Raw genomic sequence first — 17,899 nt, forward strand, 5'->3', positions numbered from 1 at the left:
GGTCTGTCAGGATCGGATGCGTGGAGTACGTCCTCATCATCATCGCGATCGTCGTGTTCGGTCTTGTCGCGTCCGCCGGCCTGCTGGTGGGCACCCGCCGCCGAAGTCGAAGCACCCCCACCCGGGGCCGGCCGCACCCAGGTACGGACTACCAGCCCGGGGTGGGTGACGACGCCGAGATCCCTCGAGACACCCCGAGGCGGACGGTCGAGACCGTTGACATCCCCGCGCCCGAGGCCGAGGCCGAGGCTGCGGGTGAAGCTGAACCGTACGAGCTGGAACTTGAGCGGGAAGCTCAACGGGAGGTGCCGGCGCCAGCCGCCGGCCGGTTGATCCGCCTGCGCGAGCGGCTCGCGCGGTCCCAGAACAGCCTGGGCCGCACGTTGCTGCTGCTGTTGTCCCGGGACAACCTCGACGAGGAGGCCTGGGAGGACGTCGAGACGACCTTGCTGGTCGCCGACGTCGGGGTGGTGCCCACCCAGGAACTGGTCGAGTCGTTGCGCACAAGGGTCAAGGTTCTCGGTGCCCGCCGGCCCGCGGATGTGCGTGTGCTGCTGCGCGACGAGCTACTCGCCCAGATCGGTACCAGCACCGACCGTACGCTGCACTCGGCCGTGGCCGGCCGGCCGGCGAACATCCTCGTGGTCGGGGTGAACGGTACCGGCAAGACCACGACCTGTGGAAAGATCGCCCGTCTGCTGGTGGCGGACAACCGTACGGTGGTGCTGGGCGCGGCCGACACCTTCCGGGCCGCCGCCGCCGACCAGCTGGAAACGTGGGGGAGCAGGGTCGGGGCGCAGACGGTACGCGGCGGCGAGGGCGGGGACCCGGCATCGGTCGCCTTTGAGGCCGCCAAACGAGGCGTCACTGTCGGAGCGGACACCGTGGTGGTGGACACCGCTGGGCGTCTGCACACCAAGACCGGTCTCATGGACGAGCTTGCAAAGATCAAACGCGTGGTAGCCAAGATCGGTCCCGTTGACGAGGTTCTGCTCGTGCTGGACGCGACGACCGGTCAGAACGCCGTGGAACAGGCCCGAGTGTTCACCCGTGCGGTGGACATCACCGGCGTTGTGCTCACCAAGCTCGACGGGACTGCCAAGGGCGGCATCGTGATCGCGGTCCAGCGGGAGCTCGGGGTACCGGTGAAACTCGTCGGTCTGGGGGAGGGGCCTGACGACCTCGCGCCATTCGATCCGGAGGCGTTCGTCGACGCGTTGCTGGGAGAGGCCGTGAGCTGACCGGAAGAGCCAGCCGGCTTCTCCCGTTCGGCTTCTCCTGCTCGGCGCCCTGCCCAGGCCTACACCGTGGCCACGGGAAGGCTCTTTCACCCGGCGTGCGGGCGACCTACAGTGCCGAGGTGAGGTTCATGGCCCGGCCGGACCCGATGGCCGGGACGTTATGCCCGGCGAGGTGTTCCCGCCATCCTCGGTGTGGAGGGCGGTGACAGCGGCGGATCTATGCCATGATCACCGTGTGGGTGTACCTCGCCGGGCTACCTGTCGCAGCGGTGAAGGGCCGCAAGCCGCGGACTCGCCGGCCGCCGCCCCGTCCTGGTGCGTACCCTGAGAGCTGCGGTTCGCCAGCGATCTCGGAGTGTGCGCGTGTTCGACACCCTGTCCAGCCGTCTCGACAAGGCTTTCTCGTCGCTTCGCGGCAAGGGGCGGTTGTCCGAGGCTGACATCAATGCCACCGCCCGGGAGATCCGGGTGGCGTTGCTGGAGGCCGATGTCGCGTTGCCGGCGGTCCGTGCCTTCATCACGGCCGTGCGCGAACGGGCAATGGGAGCGGAGGTCTCGGCTTCGCTGAACCCGGCCCAGCAGGTAATCAAGATCGTAAATGAAGAACTGATCGCCATTCTGGGTGGTGGCGCGGCTACCCTGCGGTTCGCCAAGACGCCCCCCACTGTCATCCTCCTCGCCGGCCTGCAGGGCACGGGCAAGACGACGCTTGCCGGCAAACTCGGTCGCTGGCTTGCGGCCCAGGGGCACACCCCCTTGCTGGTCGCCGCCGACCTGCAGCGTCCGAACGCGGTCACGCAGCTCCAGCTCGTGGCGGCCCGGGCTGGGATCGACGTGTTCGCGCCCGAGCCCGGCAACGGCGTAGGTGACCCGGTGGCGGTCGCGCGCGACGCCGTGGAACACGCGCGGCGTCGCCTGCACGACGTGGTTGTTGTCGACACCGCCGGCCGTCTTGGCGTGGATGCCGAGATGATGCGGCAGGCTGCGGACATCCGCGATGTGACGTCGCCGGACGAGATCCTGTTCGTCGTCGACGCAATGATCGGTCAGGATGCCGTCGCCACCGCGCAGGCCTTCGCTGACGGCGTCGGTTTCAGCGCGGTGGTGCTCACCAAGCTCGACGGTGACGCTCGCGGTGGTGCCGCGCTGTCGGTCGCGCACCTGACCGGTAAACCGATCATGTTCGCCTCCACCGGTGAGGCGCTGGAGGACTTCGACGTCTTCCACCCGGAGCGGATGGCGTCGCGCATCCTGGGCATGGGCGACGTTCTCACCCTTATCGAGCAGGCGGAGAAGGCCTTCGAGGCCGACCAGGCCGAGGCGATGGCGGCGAAGATGGCCGCCTCGGAATTTACCCTGTCGGATTTCCTCGACCAGATGCTCGCCGTCCGCAAGATGGGGCCGATCGCCAACCTGCTCGGCATGCTGCCTGGTATGGGGCATATGAAGGAGCAGCTGTCCCAGATCGGTGAACGTGACGTTGATCGGGTGGTCGCGATCATCCGGTCGATGACCCCGGCTGAACGGCAGGACCCACGGATTCTCCAGGCTTCCCGCAAGGCCCGGGTGGCCCGCGGTTCCGGGGTGACTGTCACTGAGGTCAACCAGCTGCTTGACAGGTTTGACGAGGCGCGCAAGGTCATGAAACAGATGGCTGGTGGTATGGGTGTGCCCGGCGGCGGGCAGCGCGGCCGGGCCGCGGCCAGCCGTAAGGCGAGCAAGAAGGGAAAGGGCGCGAACCGCAAGGGCAATCCGGCCGCTCGTGCCGCGCAGACACAGGCGGAGCAGGCCGCGGCTGAGGCGCGGCGGGCCGGCGGTGGCCTGCCCGCGGCCGGACCTGGTGACGGCGTCATGCCTGACCTGTCCGCCCTGATGCGCGGTGGTGGCTTCCCAGCGGCGGGTCCACCGTCCGGTCAGCGCCGCGGCAAGCAGCGCTGACCTGCCAGGATCGGCTGAAGGCGTTGGCTCCAAAGGCCCTGGGGAGTATCGGCGTCCACGATCTGGCAAACTATGAGCACGACATGGGTTCCTTACCATCGGCGTCGTCGCGGTGACCCTCTCCGCCGCCTTGACGCTCCGAAAACCCAGCCGCCGGTATTCCGCGTCCCCACCGTGGCATTCTGGTGGCTACTGACGTACGTCTGGAGCAGTTCGACAATCGTGGCAACCAAGATCAAACTTCAGCGCCTCGGCAAGATGCGCGAGCCGCACTACCGGATCGTCGTCGCGGACGCCCGTACCAAGCGAGACGGTCGGGTCATCGAGGCGATCGGGCAGTATCACCCCAAGTCCGATCCGAGCATCATCAAGGTGGACGGCGAACGCGCCGAGTACTGGCTCGGTGTGGGCGCTCAGCCGACCGAGCCAGTACTCGCGATCCTCAAGGTCACCGGTGACTGGCAGAAGTTCAAGGGGCTGCCCGCGCCGCCGCCGATGAAGGTCGCGGCTCCCAAGCCCGACAAGCGGGAGGCCTTCCAGACTGCGGCTCGGGCCGCCGCGGGCCTTGGCGACAAGCCTGCCACCACTCCCAAGAAGGCCAAGAAGGGCACGGACGAAGCACCCGCGGGCGAGCAGAGCGCGCCGACGGCCGAGGCATCGACTCCGGCGGGGCAGTAAGTGCTGGAGGCCGCGCTCGAGCATCTTGTTCGGGGCATCGTCGACCACCCGGACGATGTACGCGTCGATATGCAGTCGGGTCGGCGGGGCCGGACCTTGGAGGTCCGCGTGCATCCCGACGATCTCGGCAAGGTGATCGGGCGCGGCGGGCGGACCGCGCGCGCGCTCCGGACAGTCATGGCCGGGGTGGGCGGCCGGGGTCTGCGTGTCGACGTCGTCGACGTCGACCGGTAGCCGGCAGGTTGTGGACCGCCCGGCGGATGAACCGGTCGTGGTCGGCCGAATCGGTCGTCCCCACGGTGTGCGCGGGGAGGTGACGATCGATGTTCGAACGGACCTTCCGGACCGGCGCTTCGCGCCGGGGTCGAGCTTTCCCGGCCACCCGCCGGCCGCAGCTCCGCTGGTGGTTGCCGGGGCCCGTTGGCATGCCGGCCGCCTGCTCCTGCGGTTCAAGGGAGTCGGTGACCGTACCGCAGCCGAAGCCCTGCGGGGACGGGTCCTCACCATCGCGCCCGGCGCCGTGGGCGCCGCCGCGGACGGCGATGATGACCCGGACGACTTCTGGTGGGACCGTGACCTGGTTGGGCTGCGGGTGTCCACCGTAGCTGGCATGGATGTCGGCGTGGTTGTCGACGTGGTCCACACGCCGGCCGGGGAGCTGCTCGCGGTCGACCGAGCCGACGGGCGTGAAGTGCTGATCCCGTTCGTGCGTGAGATCGTCCCCAGGGTCGATGTACTCGACGGTCGTCTCATGGTCGACCCGCCGCCGGGCTTGTTCGATCTGGAGTAGCCGTGCGTGTCGACATTATCACAATCTTTCCTGAGTATCTCAGCCCGCTGGAACTGTCGCTGGTGGGCCGGGCGCGTAACCGGGGCATCCTTGACGTTCACCTGCACGATCTCCGGCAGTGGACGAGCGATGCGCATCGGACCGTGGATGACGCCCCCTACGGTGGGGGGCCGGGCATGGTGATGCGCCCGGAGCCGTGGTGGGCGGCACTGACCGAGGTGAGCGGATCGGGCCCAGCCGGTGGCCGGTCACCGCGAATCATCGTCCCGACCCCGGTGGGCCGGCCGTTTACCCAGGCCTATGCCGACGGGCTGGCCGGTGAACCGTGGCTGGTGTTCTGCTGCGGGCGGTATGAGGGCATTGACGCACGGGTCATCGACGAGTGGGCCGACGATGAGATCTCGATCGGCGACTACGTGCTGGCCGGGGGCGAGGTCGCCACGCTGGTGATGCTGGAGGCGGTCACCCGCCTGCTGCCCGGTGTGGTTGGTAACGCCGAGTCCGTCGCGGACGACTCCTTCGCCAACGGCCTGCTGGAACCGCCGGTGTATACCCGGCCACCCGTGTGGCGCGATCGCGAGGTGCCCGCGGTGCTGCGCTCCGGTGACCATGCGGCCATCAGCCGGTGGCGCCGGGAGGCGGCGGTGCGCCGGACCACGCACCGCCGGCCAGATCTGCTGACCGGGATCGACCTGGGCCGGGACGGTGGCCCGCACGGTAGCGGGCCCCACGCGAATCCTGGCACCGACCCGGCCAGCACCGACCCGGCCGGTCGTGTGGCACAGTAGGATGCGGTGTCCGGCCGTCAGTCGTCCCGACGGGAACTCCCCTGGGCGGGTGGCAGCATGGTCCACGACAGTGGACCATTTGTGGCGGTTGGCCCGCAGCTGGTTCATCCCTGTCATCCCCGCGAGAAAGCGACTGCCATGCAAACCCTGGACAGCCTCGACGCCGCGTCGCTGAGGACCGACGTCCCGCAGTTCTGGCCGGGCGACACCCTGAAGGTCCACGTTCGTGTCGTCGAAGGCAATCGCCAGCGCATCCAGGTTTTCCAGGGCGTTGTGATCCGCCGCCAGGGCGGTGGTGTTCGCGAGACCTTCACGGTCCGCAAGGTCAGCTTTGGTGTCGGGGTTGAGCGGACCTTCCCGGTCCACAGCCCGGTCGTGTCCAAGATTGAAGTCGTGACCAGTGGAGACGTGCGACGGGCGAAGCTGTACTACCTCCGTGAGCTGCGTGGCAAGGCCGCGAAGATCAAGGAAAAGCGTCGGCCGGCTGGACGCTGAGGTGTGCGTGGGTTGGCACGAAGGTTGACCATGCGTCACCATGTCTGCGCTACCGTGCTATTGCCGGAGCAGGCCCGCGTAGGGTGGTCACTTTCCCTCCCCTGTCGGATACCACGGTGACGGTCATCAAATTCGGCCGAGTTCGGCCAACCCATGAGGTGGCGTGGTGAGTGGAGCCGAGCAGGGTCTTCCGGCTCGCTGGGACAGTGCTGTTCTGGCTAGGGCGTGTCTGATGGACGGTGGTCGATGTGGGCGATGATCCAGAAAGCGGCCCGCAAGGCGGAGAAGGTCCGGATAGCGGTGTTCTGTCCGGACCGACGACAACACGGCAGGACGCTTTCTGGCATCGAGAGCAGGGGCCCGCACGGACGCGAAGCGTTCGGGTGGGGGGCGAGGCGATCGAGCATCCGTCAGACGCGCCCAGTGGCCAGGGGCCGCCTGATGATGGCTGTGGGCAGATGGCGAATGGGCAGACGGTGAAGCGGGGCGGCGACGCCAGTCCCGGCGCGCGAGACCTTACGGGATCCGTCGTGGGCAATAGTGCTGGGGAAGACACCGTGATCTCGCCGACTGACGCGTCCGGCCCGGCGGCGGGCGCCGAGCCCGCGGTCGCCGGGGATGCTCCCGTCACCGGGGGTGCCCTTGGCGACCCCCAGGCGGTCGCGATGGATCCGACCGCCGAGGAACCCACCCGGCGCGCGCGCCGGGCATTGGGCCGCGGTCGCGGGGGGAGGGGCTCGTTCGCCCGTGAGCTGCCTGTCCTCATACTGGTCGCCTTCCTGCTCGCACTGGTCATCAAGGCATTTCTCGTGCAGGCGTTCTGGATACCGACCGTCTCGATGGAACGGACCCTGCTGGTCAACGACCGGGTTCTGGTCAACAAGCTCGTCTACCGCTTCAGGGACGTCCATCGCGGTGAGATTGTCGTGTTCAACGGCGACGGCACCGGCTTCGAGCGGGCGGAGACCCTGATCGACCCGCCGAGCAACGTTGTCTCCCGTGCCGTGCGCGCGGTTCAGGGTGTGTTCGGCCTCGGTGCCCCCAGCGACAAGGACTTCATCAAACGGGTCATCGGCGTGGCTGGCGACACGGTGGCCTGCTGCGATTCTCAGGGCCGGGTGACGGTTAACGACAAGCCCCTCGATGAGCCGTACGTCTATGAGAACAGCCCGGCTGGCTCCGGGCGCGAGTTCGCCCCGGTGAAGGTGCCTGCCGGCGAGCTGTGGGTCATGGGCGACCATCGCAGTGAGTCCTCGGACTCACGGGTGAACGGGACCATCCCGGAAAGCAAGGTTGTCGGCCGTGCCTTTGTGCGGGTCTGGCCGCTGGGGCGGATGGCGATTTTGTCTCCGCCGAACATCTTTGCCACCGCTACCGGTCTGCCGGCGGCCAGCCTCCCGGTTGCCGGCCTGGCCGCGGCTGGCGTGGTGGCGGTGGGCGGGGTCGCCGTGTCGCATCGGCGATCACCGCTCGGAAGGAGCAGCCCGGGTGGCGACGGTGGATCAGCCCGGCACGGCGATCGCCCCGCGCGGCGGTCGGACCGACCCGCGCGGCGGCGACGGCGTCAGCGTCCAACCCAGCCGCCCACTGCTGTTCGCTCCGGCCAGGGCGACGATCCGGCGTGATGCCGGGCTGTGGGGGTACGAGCGTGCGCTCTGGCGCCGGGGGCTCGCGCCCGTTGCCGGGGTCGACGAGGCCGGGCGGGGCGCGTGCGCTGGTCCTCTTGTCGTCGCGACCGTCGTTCTCCCCGTGGGCGGATCGCGAAGCATCGGCACGTTGGCCGACTCCAAACGCTTGTCCGCCCGTCTGCGCGAGCAGGTGTTCGACGACATCCTTGGTGTCGCCCAGGCGTGGACGACCGTTGTGATCGATGCATCCGAGATCGACCTGCGGGGTGTGCATGTGGCGAACATCACTGGAATGCGTCGCGCGGTGGCTCGGCTGCCCTGGCGTCCCGGGTACGTGCTGACCGATGGGTTTGCGGTGGCGGGCTTGGGAGTCGAGTCCACAGCCGTGCTCAAGGGGGATCAGGTGGTGGCCTGTGTGGCCGCCGCGTCCGTCGTTGCCAAGGTGACCAGAGATCGGATCATGAATGATCTGCACTCTGCGTACCCCGAGTATGATTTTGCGCAACACAAGGGGTATGTCACAGCAGGGCACGCCGCGGCACTGGCCGCTTACGGCCCATGTGATCAGCATCGGATGTCGTATGTCAATGTGGCAGAAGCTCAACGCGAACGACTGTCGCGGCTGGAGGATGTCGTGACACGAACCGGGCTACGCAGCGCGATGGAGAGCGCATGAGCGCCGAAGACCTCGAGAAGTACGAGACCGAGATGGAGCTCCAGCTCTATCGCGAATATCGTGACGTCGTCGGTTTGTTTTCCTATGTCATCGAGACGGACCGTCGTTTCTATCTTGCAAACGACTATCAGATCGACGTCCGTAACAGCGCGGGTGAGGTCTTTTTTGAGCTCACTCTGCGTGATGCATGGGTATGGGACATGTTCCGGCCGGCACGGTTCGTGAAGAACGTGCGTGTGGTGACGTTCAAGGACATCAACGTTGAGGAGCTGACCAAGGCGGAGCTCTGATTTTTGATCATCATCGAATATCGGTGATCTTTATCGTCGATATTCGGTCGCTCTGATGGTCAGCGTGCGCTGGTCGGTAAGAGTGTGTTTGAGATCGGGCTTTCGATCAGTGAGCCGCGTCCAGGCGCCCCTTGGCAAGGCGGAAGGCCGAAGCGATACCGGATGAGGTGTATCGGTTTGGCCGACAACGCAGCCAGGGGGCGCCTGGACGCAGCGAGCCGGAATGACGATCTCAAACGGACGGCGAAAGTGTCAACGGAAGCCTCGTTGGCTCCGCCCAGCCAGCGGTCCTGACCAGTCAGCGGCCCACCTCGCTGAGAGCCTGTTGTGAGGCCTGTCGAGCCGCCCCGGCCTGCATCCAGCCTGCATTGTGTGCCTGCCGTTGCCGGGTGTGTGGATAACCTCAGGTTGTCCACAGAACATCATCATTGTTCGCCAACGCTCGACCCACCGATCACCCTGATCTCCACGGGCGCGTCCGTCGCCTGTGGAGGGGAGTGGGCGATGCGGGTCAAGGATGCGCTCGGGCGGTTCGGTGAGGACACCGCGGTCCGGTATCTGCTGCAAGGCGGAATGGAAATTCTCGACCGCAACTGGCGTTGCGCGGCCGGCGAGATCGATATCGTCGCCCGGGACGGTTTGTGTCTGGTGTTCTGCGAGGTCAAGACCCGTTCCAGTGACCGGTACGGGACACCTGCGCAGGCCGTGGTTGCGGGCAAGGCCGCTCGTATCCGCCGGGTGGCCGCGCAGTGGCTTCATGATCATGAACATGAGCTGGCGGCCCTGCGCTTCGACGTGGTCGAGGTATACCGCCGCCGGGACAGCCCGATTCGGGTGGAACACCTGCGAGGGGCGTTCTGATGGCGCTCGCACGGGCGTTCAGCGTCGCCATCGTGGGGGTGCACGGCCGTCTCGTTGAGGTCGAAGCGGATCTTGCGAACGGGCTGCCGGCCTTCACTCTCGTCGGGCTGCCGGACGCGGCGCTGCACGAGGCCAGGGAACGGATCCGTGCCGCGATCGTCAACTCGGGCCAGGCCTGGCCCAGCCAGCGGATCACGGTTGGGCTGTTTCCGGCGACTCTCCCGAAGTCCGGGAGCGGGTTCGACGTGGCGATGGCCGCCGCGGTTCTCGGCGCGGCGGCCACAATCCCCCCGACATCCCTGCACGGCCGGGTGCTGCTTGGAGAACTGGCGCTGGACGGACGGCTGCGGCCCGTCCGTGGGGTGCTGCCGGCGGTGTTGGCCGCACTCGGCGCAGGTCTCGAACGCGTGGTCGTCCCCGAGGCGAACGGCGCGGAGGCGGCCTTGGTCCCCGGGGCCGTCGTTGAACCGGTGAAGGACCTCGACTGCCTGGTGCGCCTCCTGCGCGGTGAGTTTACGCCGGGTCCACCGCCGATGATCACGATGAATTCGTCGCGGGCCGACGTCGAGGATGTCGGCGATCTTGCCGATGTGGCGGGCCAGTCCCGCGGTCGCCTCGCGGTCGAAGTAGCGGCGGCCGGCGGCCACCATCTGTTCATGCAAGGGCCGCCGGGCAGTGGCAAGACCATGCTGGCGGAGCGGCTGCCGGGGCTGTTGCCCGCGCTTGACACCGAAGCTGCTCTTGAGGTCACCGCGGTGCACTCGGTCGCAGGGCTGTTGCCGGCAGACTGCCCGCTCGTGGTCCGGCCGCCTTTTCGCAGCCCGCACCATTCAGCAACGCCGGGAGCACTCGTCGGTGCCGGTTCGACCGTGCTACGACCGGGGCTGGCCAGCCAGGCGCATCGGGGGGTCCTGTTCCTTGACGAAGCTCCCGAATTTTCTCGCCTCACCCTGGACGCATTGCGCCAGCCGCTGGAAAGCGGGGTGATCGAGCTGGCGCGGGCCCGGATCAGTGCCCGGTTTCCCGCCCGGTTCCTGCTGGTGCTGGCGGCGAACCCGTGCCCCTGCGCGCGTGCGGGCGGTGCTGGGGCCAGGCTGTGTGACTGCCCGAGCCTGGTTCGCAGGCGTTATCTCTCCCGGTTGTCGGGACCGCTGCTCGACCGGGTGGATCTGCAGGTGGAGCTTGCCGCGCCGAGCCGCGCGGAGCTGCGGGCGGACTACAACTACGCGGAGACCTCCGCAGTGGTGGCCAAACGTGTCCAGAGCGCTCGTGATGCCGCTGCCTGCCGGCTGGCTGGGACACCGTGGCGTACCAGCGCTGAAATCCCCGGTCCAGCGCTCCGTCGGCTGTGGCCGCTGCCGACGAGCGCGACCCGGCTGGCGGACCGTGTCTTCGAGTCGGGTCAACTGACCGCCCGGGGTCTTGACCGCGTCCTGCGGATTGCCTGGACGCTCGCGGACCTTGCCGGCGTGGAGTGCCCCGGACCGACGCAGCTCGGGATGGCTCTGGACCTGCGCCTGCCAGGGCGGTCACAGTGACTGTCGACGGTGAGCGGTTGGCGCGGGTCGCTCTGGCACGCGCGGTCGGGTCGGACAAGCCAGAGATCAGCATTGAGGTTGCCCGCCGCGGAGCGGCGTCGGTCTGGGCTGATCTGCGGCTCCGGCATCCCGCTGTCGACCCGGTACGGGACCTGCGCCTGCTGGACAACCTCGGCGGGCGGTTGCTCTGCCCAGGTGACGAGGAGTGGCCGTCCGTGCTGAGCGTGCTCCGCGACATGCGCGCTGCCGATGCCCGCACCGAACCGGGCGAACCGCTTGCCTTGTGGGTGTACGGAAATGGGGACCTTGGCCAACTGTGTGAGCGGGCGGTGGCGGTCGTAGGGGCGCGCGCGGCCACTCCTTATGGCACGACCGTGACCGCCGATCTTGCCTCGGGGCTGTCGGAGCGGGGCTGGACGGTGGTTTCCGGGGCGGCCTTTGGTATTGACGCGGCCGCTCACCGTGGTGCTCTGGCGGCAGGCGGGCCGACGATCGCGGTTCTTGCCGGCGGGGTCGACGTCGCCTATCCACGAGCTCACACGGAGCTGCTGACGCGCATCCGCGACAACGGACTGCTGGTGAGTGAGGCTTCACCGGGTAGCCCTCCCTACCGCGGCCGTTTCCTGACCCGTAACAGGATCATCGCCGCGTTGGCCAGGGGCACGGTTCTGGTTGAGGCGGGTCATCGAAGCGGTGCCCTGAACACGGCCCGACATGCCCGGCGGCTGGGGCGTGTGGTCATGGCTGTTCCAGGACCGGTCACCAGCGCGCTGAGCGTGGGCTGTCATCGTCTGTTACGGACGCACCGTGAGCAGACCGTCTTGGTCACCGATGCCGCGGAGATCTGCGAGGAGATCGGCGCGGTAGGTGAGCTCGCTGGATACCCGCCGGTACCGGTGGGCGTTCGTGATGGTCTTCCCGAGCTGGTCCGGCGTCTGCTCGATGTCATGCCGGCGCGGAGATCGGTGGGTGGGGCGGTGCTTGCCGAGCGGGTGGGTGAGCGGCCGGAAACCGTGCAGGCGCTGATGGGCCCTCTGGTCGTGGAGGGTTTGGTGGAGCAACGAGGTGGTGGGTATCGCCTGACGGCGTTGGGCCGAGCGCCGTCGGCGGCCGGCGTGTTGTCTCCGTCGGACGCCGGGGAAGGAGCATGATCGTATATTCGCCGGAGCTGCCCGTCGTTGCCGCACTCTCCCCATGGACAAGGAAGACTGCACAGCCTGAGACCAGCATGTATCGTAACATGTCGGCGACTCGCAGTCGCAAATGTCGGGGGTAATCCTGTTCAGCACCCGGCAACAAGATCCCGAACAGGCGCGAGATACGTCGGTGCGTTATCCCAGGGGCGGAGCCGTCCGATCGTTCGATATCCCCATGACGCATACGCGGCGCTCGCAGGAGCTGCTTCCGGCTCGGGGCGGACAAGAAGGACCACCCGTTGCTCACCCCGACCGGCAAGAAGCCCGTTATGCGGAATCCGGGCGCCCCAACCCGTCGTGGCCAATTGGTAGCGAACTCGGCTACGTCGTCTGGACCCTCGCAGTACGGCGCTTCGGCGTAAACCTCGGTGTATATCGGTTCGATAAGCTTACGTAGCCGCTGCGGATACTCCTCACCGTCATGGACGGCCAGCGCCCACGGCGTGATCATACTGTCGCACCTGCGAGGGGATACGCGCGGGCCCACTCGACGAACCCCCGAACTGCCGGCCCGGCGTCCCGCTTGGCCAGGGTGTCGACGGCCCGCCCGATGTCGTTGCGGATCCGAGCCGAGTCCACCCCGGCAGTGCGGAGAATCGCCTGACCCATGATCTCCATCGCTTCGTCCAGGTGCCCGGCCACGGCGAGGACACGACCGTGGCTGGCGAGGTAGACGGCATGGTTACGCGCGAATCGGGGATTCACTGCGGCGACTGCTTCCCGGGCTGCCTGTATCGCAGCGTCAAGGTCGCCGAGGATCTCGGCAGCCTTCATCCTGTGACAGGCAAGATCTGCTTCTCCCCAGAACTCCAGCCAATACGGATCCACATCCATCGCCTGCGCCGTAACCATCGAGAGTATGAATCGTCTCCCGATCGGCGACTACGACCCAACATGGGTCCCTATCCGTATCGCCCGCTTTGGCCCAGCGCTCAACGACTACCGCGCATCCGATGGGGTGTTGGACGAGCGCTACTGGCAAGCCGCAAACGCCGCGCGTGTCGCATGGACTGCGGCGCGTCTTCGCCCCGACCCGGTGGCGATCGCCCTGGCCCGCCTTGGTGCTGCATGGGGCAGCGCGATCGCCCCGGCCACGATCGGTGGACGCCCGGTGTTCGGCGGCACCCTCCGAGAGATCAACGCCGGGGCGCTCGTGCATTTCGACGAGGTAGTTCGCGAGTACCCCGACGGACTGTTCGACCAACAGGTGATCGCGCAATTGGCGTTCAACCTGTGGGTTGCCGGACCTGACTTCGGCGGGGAGGCCACAATCTGGCGTCGCCGCTGGCAACCCGAGGACGAGACCCACCGCACTGACTACGGCTATATACCCGCGATCGTCCAGGGATGCCAACAGGTGAGCCTCTGCTCATCGGCGGGTGACGCGCTGCTGTTCAACGCGGCAAACCTACACGCGGTAGCCGCGAACCCGGTTCAGCGACGGGTAGCGTTTGCGTTCTTCCTTGGACTGACTGTGACCGGAACTCTCGTCTTCTGGTCCTGACGGCATAATTGGAGCCCGTACCGTGATCACTCCTACCTACGGCGACGTCAAGACAGCCTGCGATCGCATCGCCGGGGATGTCCGTGCTGTCACCGTCACCCGCGCCGACCCGGGGACGGTTGGCGACGCTGATCTCTGGCTCGTCCTGGAGTTCATGCAATACACCGGATCGTTCAAGGCTCGTGGGGCTGCGAACTTCGTCGCCGCGCATCTGGAGGCCGGCACGATGCCCGGCTCCGGGGTAGTCATCGCCTCGGGCGGTAACGCCGGGCTCGCCTGCGCCTGGGCCGCACAGCGCCATGGCGTGACCGCCACGGTTTTCCTACCCGAGACCGCCCCGCCCGTGAAAGTCGCCAAGCTCCGTGCCTACGACGCCGACGTTTGTCAGGTCGGAGATGAGTACGCAGACGCCTTGGCCGCTGCCCACAGCCATGCCGCCGCTACCGGGGCGATCGAGTCCCACGCTTATGACAATCCCCTGGTAGCGGCGGGAGCCGGCACGCTCCTACCGGAAATCCTGACAGCGATGCCCGACGGGCTGGACACGATCGTGGTCGCGGTTGGCGGTGGCGGCCTGTTCACCGGCGTCACCGTGGCAGCCGACCACTACGGGATCCGCGTCGTCGCCGTCGAACCGATGAACTGCCGGGCGCTGAACGCCGCAATCGAATCCGGGCACCTTGTCGACGTGCCCGTCGACTCGATCGCTGCCGATGCTCTCGGGGCGCGACGCACATCAGCCATGGCGCTGGAGTGGGCAGGACGTGCCGCAGTCCACTCGGTTCTTGTCCCGGATGAGGCCATCATCCGGGCCCGCCACGCCCTGTGGAACCACCGCCGACTCGTCGTGGAACACGGTGCCGCAACCGCTCTCGCCGCTCTATTGGACGGCGCATACATACCGAAAGCCGGCGAGAAGATTGCCGTGGTGCTATGCGGCGCGAATACCGACCCGACCGATCTCGTCTCTTCCCAAGGTTGTTAGCGTATCACTAAAGCCTATGGAGATCGGCGCGGTAGGTGAGCTCGCTGGATACCCGCCGGTACCGGTGGGTGGGGCGGTGCTTGCCGAGCGGGTGGGTGAGCGGCCGGAAACCGTGCAGGCGCTGATGGGCCCTCTGGTCGTGGAGGGTTTGGTGGAGCAACGAGGTGGTGGGTATCGCCTGACGGCGTTGGGCCGAGCGCCGTCGGCGGCAGGCGTGCTGTCTCCGTCGGGCGCCGGGGAAGGAGCATGATCGTATATTCGCCGGGGCTGCCCGTCGATGTTGACGCGGCGGCTGTGACAGGGCACGGTCAGGTAGGTGGATAGTCGGTTATATGGTAGATGATATTGCTATCCGTGATGATGGAGCTACCTGGGATGCCGCGATCGGCGCATACCTGAGGTACCTGTCGACCGAGCGGAACCGGTCGGTCGAGACCGTCCGCGCCTACACAGCCGATCTCCGTAATCTGTGCGACTTCGCTTGTGGCGCGGGCTGCCGTGAACTGGCGGATCTTGACCTCGGCGTGCTGCGCGGCTGGCTCACGGCCATGCGCGCCGCCGGTGCCGCCACCGCCACCGTAGCCAGGCGAGTGTCGGTCGCCCGTGGCTTCAGCGCATTCGCGGTAAGGCGCGGCTGGCTGCCTGTGGACGTCGCCGATCGGCTTGTGAGCCCTCGGCGATCGACGGCACTGCCAACCGTGCTGACGGCCATCCAGGCATGGGAGATGCTGGTGGCGGACCCACAGGTGGTATCAACCGGACCTCGCCAGGATGCGCTCGACGCGCGGGACAGCACGGTTGTCGAACTGCTGTATGCGACCGCCACCCGTGTCGGTGAACTGTGCGGTCTCGATCTTGATGATGTTGATGACGAACGGCGACTCGTGCGGGTGGTGGGCAAGGGCGGGCGTGAGCGGGCGGTGCCTTTCGGTGCGCCCGCGCGGCGTGCGCTGCGAGCATGGCTCGACATCGGCCGGCCGGTACTCGCGGTGCCCGGTAGCGGCCGGGCGCTGTTCCTCGGCGCACGCGGTCGCCGGCTGGGCCCGCGAACGGTCCGGCGTATCCTGAGCGCTCGGGCTGCGGCTCACAGCGCCCGGCCGGTGACCCCCCATGGCCTTCGGCACTCCGCCGCCACCCATCTGCTGGAGGGCGGTGCCGATCTGCGCTCAGTGCAGGAGCTGTTGGGGCACGCGAGTCCCGCGACCACGCAGATCTACACCCATGTGACGCCGGAGCGGCTTCGCGCGGCGTTTGAACAGGGACACCCGCGGGCCTGATGGCGGCAACCGGGGTCGGTAGGTGGGTTCAACCGACCGGTAGCAGCCTGGGATGACGACGCGGCAGCAGGCTGAGTGGATTGCGGTAGAGCGACCCATCGAGCAGGCCCCAGTGCAGACAGGCGTCGGCGGGACAACCGGGATGTCCCCCGGCGAGCTGGCCGATGATCTCTCCGGAGGCCACCGGCCGGCCTGCGGGGACAACCGGGGTGACTGGCTCGTAGGTCGTTCGCAGTGACCCGTGATTGATCGTGATAACACCGCGTCCGGCAATCATGCCAGCGAACGAAACGGTTCCCGAAGCTGCGGCGCGCACCTGCGCACCTACTGTGCTCACCAGGTCGACACCGCGATGGCCCGGACCGTAGGGCGTGACAGGCGGTTCGAAGCCCCGGCCAATGATCAGAGGGCCGTCCAGCGGCGTACGCCAGTGTGATGTCGGCAGGCCCCGCACAGCGGGTGTCGGTGATATCGGGCCCGCACCGGTGGTGGTCACGTTAGATGGTGATGGTGATGGTGGGGACAGTGCCGGTGGGGACGGTGAGGTTGCCGCCAGAGCACGGAAATCAGCTGCCGCATGCGGCCATTTGGTGACAGCGAAGGCGGCCAGCACGGCCACGACGAGGATGAGAGCTCGATAGCGGGACGGCGGGATCATGGCGTTCCTTGTGGTCTGTGGTCTGTGGTCTGTGGTCTGTGGGCGTCGGTGCGGGCGCGGTTGCCCTGGCTGCCACGCTGCCCGCGCCGGAGCCTCCGGTCACGCCTGGGATGACGCCTGTGGACAACCCGCCGAGGAGCGCGGTGCGGGTGGGCGTAGGATCGAAGGCACGGCTCGTGCCGTCGAGCTGAATCCGCGCGCCCTTTCTCTGCCCGCCTTCCCGGCGTGGCGGGGAAGGCTTCCTCGGTCCGCCGTTCCCGCGGTGGTAGGGGCCAGCAGGGCGTCAGGGGCCCCGGTCGCCGGTCGGGGCCTGCAACCGAGGTGCGCCGGTCCGCCTGGCGCAGGAAGGGAGCGACTAGCCATGGCTGTCGTCACCATGAAGCAGTTGCTTGAAAGCGGCGTCCACTTCGGGCACCAGACAAAGCGCTGGAATCCGAAGATGAAGCGCTTTATCTTCACCGAACGCAATGGCATCTACATTATCGATCTGCAGCAGACGCTGTCCTACATCGACCGCGCCTATGATTTCGTGAAGGAGACCGTCGCCCACGGCGGTACGGTCCTGTTCATCGGCACCAAGAAGCAGGCCCAGGAAGCCATCGAAGAGCAGGCACAGCGGGTCGGTATGCCTTATGTCAAAGAGCGCTGGCTCGGTGGGATGCTGACAAACTTCTCGACGGTCTACAAGCGCCTCCAGCGGCTGAAGGAGCTCGAGGAAATCGAGCTGACCGGCGGCACAGAGGTCCGGACGAAGAAGGAACAGCTTGTTCTTTCCCGTGAGAAGGCCAAGCTCGAGCGCACTCTCGGTGGTATACGCGATATGGCCCGTGTGCCGAGCGCGGTCTGGGTTGTCGATACGAAGAAGGAGCACATCGCCGTCGGCGAAGCGCGCAAACTGGGGATTCCGGTGGTGGCGATTCTGGACACCAACTGTGATCCAGATGAGGTCGACTACCCGATTCCCGGTAATGACGACGCCATCCGCAGCGCGACCCTGCTCACTCGGGTGGTGGCCGATGCGGTGGCGGACGGGCTGCGCTCCCGCGCGGGCGGATCGACGTTGATGGACGACAAGCCCGACGTGCCCGCCGGGGGAGAGCCGCTGACCGCCTGGGAGGAAGAACTTCTGCGTGGCCGGGATGCGGCGGCCGGGCCTGCGGCGGCGACCGCATCCACCGAATCCGCAACGGTTGAACCAGAGTCCGAGCGGAAGGCCGACCACGAGCGCAACGGAGCGGGCCAGATCGATTCCGACACCGTCACCGCGGTGGGTGCTGCCGCGGTCCGGGTCTGAAAAGATCCAAAAAGATACCCTTCCGTGTTCGGCGCCTTCGGCTTAGTGGTCGGCAATAGGGG

General features: G+C 67.4%; 20 protein-coding genes. 18 read left to right on the forward strand and 2 right to left on the reverse strand.

Going from position 1 to position 17,899, the window contains the following annotated elements; all coding sequences use genetic code 11:
- The first annotated feature begins 20 nt into the window (after positions 1 to 20).
- The 13 genes from ftsY to dprA all read left to right on the forward strand — a co-directional run bounded on the left by ftsY (position 21) and on the right by dprA (position 12,074).
- Positions 21 to 1,241, forward strand: a complete 1,221-nt coding sequence (gene ftsY / locus MJ797_RS17030; RefSeq protein ID WP_239336010.1) for a signal recognition particle-docking protein FtsY — start codon at positions 21 to 23, stop codon at positions 1,239 to 1,241.
- Between the two features lie 363 nt (positions 1,242 to 1,604).
- Entirely contained in the window at positions 1,605 to 3,179 is a 1,575-nt protein-coding gene (gene ffh, locus MJ797_RS17035) for a signal recognition particle protein (RefSeq protein ID WP_239336052.1), read from the forward strand.
- 222 nt (positions 3,180 to 3,401) lie between these two features.
- Entirely contained in the window at positions 3,402 to 3,857 is a 456-nt protein-coding gene (gene rpsP / locus MJ797_RS17040) for a 30S ribosomal protein S16 (protein ID WP_239336012.1), read from the forward strand.
- Entirely contained in the window at positions 3,858 to 4,091 is a 234-nt protein-coding gene (locus MJ797_RS17045) for an RNA-binding protein (RefSeq protein WP_239311291.1), read from the forward strand.
- Between the two features lie 10 nt (positions 4,092 to 4,101).
- The gene (gene rimM / locus MJ797_RS17050) at positions 4,102 to 4,647 is read left to right on the forward strand and encodes a ribosome maturation factor RimM (RefSeq protein WP_255739100.1); all 546 of its coding nucleotides are present in this window, start codon (positions 4,102 to 4,104) and stop codon (positions 4,645 to 4,647) included.
- Between the two features lie 2 nt (positions 4,648 to 4,649).
- Positions 4,650 to 5,435 carry a tRNA (guanosine(37)-N1)-methyltransferase TrmD gene (trmD, locus tag MJ797_RS17055; RefSeq protein ID WP_239336016.1) on the forward strand — a complete coding sequence of 262 codons (786 nt, stop codon included), beginning with the start codon at positions 4,650 to 4,652 and terminating at the stop codon, positions 5,433 to 5,435.
- A gap of 138 nt (positions 5,436 to 5,573) precedes the next feature.
- A complete protein-coding gene (gene rplS / locus MJ797_RS17060) occupies positions 5,574 to 5,930 on the forward strand; it encodes a 50S ribosomal protein L19 (RefSeq protein ID WP_239336017.1) in 357 nt (118 codons plus the stop codon).
- A gap of 557 nt (positions 5,931 to 6,487) precedes the next feature.
- The gene (gene lepB / locus MJ797_RS17065; protein ID WP_239336020.1) at positions 6,488 to 7,555 is read left to right on the forward strand and encodes a signal peptidase I; all 1,068 of its coding nucleotides are present in this window, start codon (positions 6,488 to 6,490) and stop codon (positions 7,553 to 7,555) included.
- Positions 7,521 to 8,234, forward strand: coding sequence for a ribonuclease HII (locus MJ797_RS17070; RefSeq protein ID WP_239336054.1), 714 nt, complete (start codon positions 7,521 to 7,523; stop codon positions 8,232 to 8,234). Before lepB ends, MJ797_RS17070 begins: the two co-directional genes overlap by 35 nt.
- Positions 8,231 to 8,524, forward strand: a complete 294-nt coding sequence (locus MJ797_RS17075) for a DUF2469 domain-containing protein (protein WP_239310639.1) — start codon at positions 8,231 to 8,233, stop codon at positions 8,522 to 8,524. The genes MJ797_RS17070 and MJ797_RS17075 overlap by 4 nt, the downstream gene beginning before the upstream one ends.
- 504 nt (positions 8,525 to 9,028) lie before the next feature.
- On the forward strand, positions 9,029 to 9,385 hold the full coding sequence (locus MJ797_RS17080; protein WP_239336022.1) for a YraN family protein: 357 nt from the start codon (positions 9,029 to 9,031) through the stop codon (positions 9,383 to 9,385).
- Positions 9,385 to 10,923: a YifB family Mg chelatase-like AAA ATPase gene (locus MJ797_RS17085; protein WP_239336024.1), complete on the forward strand. Its 1,539-nt coding sequence runs from the start codon at positions 9,385 to 9,387 to the stop codon at positions 10,921 to 10,923. The genes MJ797_RS17080 and MJ797_RS17085 overlap by 1 nt, the downstream gene beginning before the upstream one ends.
- A complete protein-coding gene (gene dprA, locus MJ797_RS17090) occupies positions 10,920 to 12,074 on the forward strand; it encodes a DNA-processing protein DprA (RefSeq protein WP_239336026.1) in 1,155 nt (384 codons plus the stop codon). The genes MJ797_RS17085 and dprA overlap by 4 nt, the downstream gene beginning before the upstream one ends.
- A 492-nt stretch (positions 12,075 to 12,566) precedes the next feature.
- On the opposite strand, the gene MJ797_RS17095 is transcribed toward dprA, so the two are convergent.
- Positions 12,567 to 12,971: a hypothetical protein gene (locus tag MJ797_RS17095; RefSeq protein ID WP_239336028.1), complete on the reverse strand. Its 405-nt coding sequence runs from the start codon at positions 12,969 to 12,971 to the stop codon at positions 12,567 to 12,569.
- Positions 12,972 to 12,978: 7 nt separating this feature from the next.
- Between MJ797_RS17095 and MJ797_RS17100 the strand changes: the two genes are divergently transcribed.
- The 4 genes from MJ797_RS17100 (at position 12,979) to MJ797_RS17115 (ending at position 15,885) form a co-directional block, all read left to right on the forward strand.
- Positions 12,979 to 13,623, forward strand: coding sequence for a hypothetical protein (locus tag MJ797_RS17100; protein ID WP_239336030.1), 645 nt, complete (start codon positions 12,979 to 12,981; stop codon positions 13,621 to 13,623).
- Positions 13,624 to 13,648: 25 nt separating this feature from the next.
- Positions 13,649 to 14,608, forward strand: a complete 960-nt coding sequence (locus tag MJ797_RS17105) for a serine/threonine dehydratase (protein ID WP_374582442.1) — start codon at positions 13,649 to 13,651, stop codon at positions 14,606 to 14,608.
- 16 nt (positions 14,609 to 14,624) lie between these two features.
- The gene (locus tag MJ797_RS17110) at positions 14,625 to 14,858 is read left to right on the forward strand and encodes a hypothetical protein (RefSeq protein WP_374582437.1); all 234 of its coding nucleotides are present in this window, start codon (positions 14,625 to 14,627) and stop codon (positions 14,856 to 14,858) included.
- Positions 14,859 to 14,940: 82 nt separating this feature from the next.
- Complete coding sequence (locus tag MJ797_RS17115) at positions 14,941 to 15,885, forward strand: tyrosine recombinase XerC (protein WP_239336034.1); 945 nt, start codon at positions 14,941 to 14,943, stop codon at positions 15,883 to 15,885.
- Positions 15,886 to 15,913: 28 nt separating this feature from the next.
- Here the strand turns inward: MJ797_RS17115 and MJ797_RS17120 are convergent, their stop codons facing one another.
- Positions 15,914 to 16,543, reverse strand: a complete 630-nt coding sequence (locus MJ797_RS17120; RefSeq protein WP_239336036.1) for a murein hydrolase activator EnvC — start codon at positions 16,541 to 16,543, stop codon at positions 15,914 to 15,916.
- Positions 16,544 to 16,904: 361 nt separating this feature from the next.
- Between MJ797_RS17120 and rpsB the strand changes: the two genes are divergently transcribed.
- A complete protein-coding gene (rpsB, locus tag MJ797_RS17125) occupies positions 16,905 to 17,837 on the forward strand; it encodes a 30S ribosomal protein S2 (RefSeq protein ID WP_239336040.1) in 933 nt (310 codons plus the stop codon).
- Positions 17,838 to 17,899: the final 62 nt, after the last annotated feature.

Source organism: Protofrankia sp. CiP3 (assembly GCF_917627345.1).
Lineage (GTDB): Bacteria > Actinomycetota > Actinomycetes > Frankiales > Frankiaceae > Protofrankia.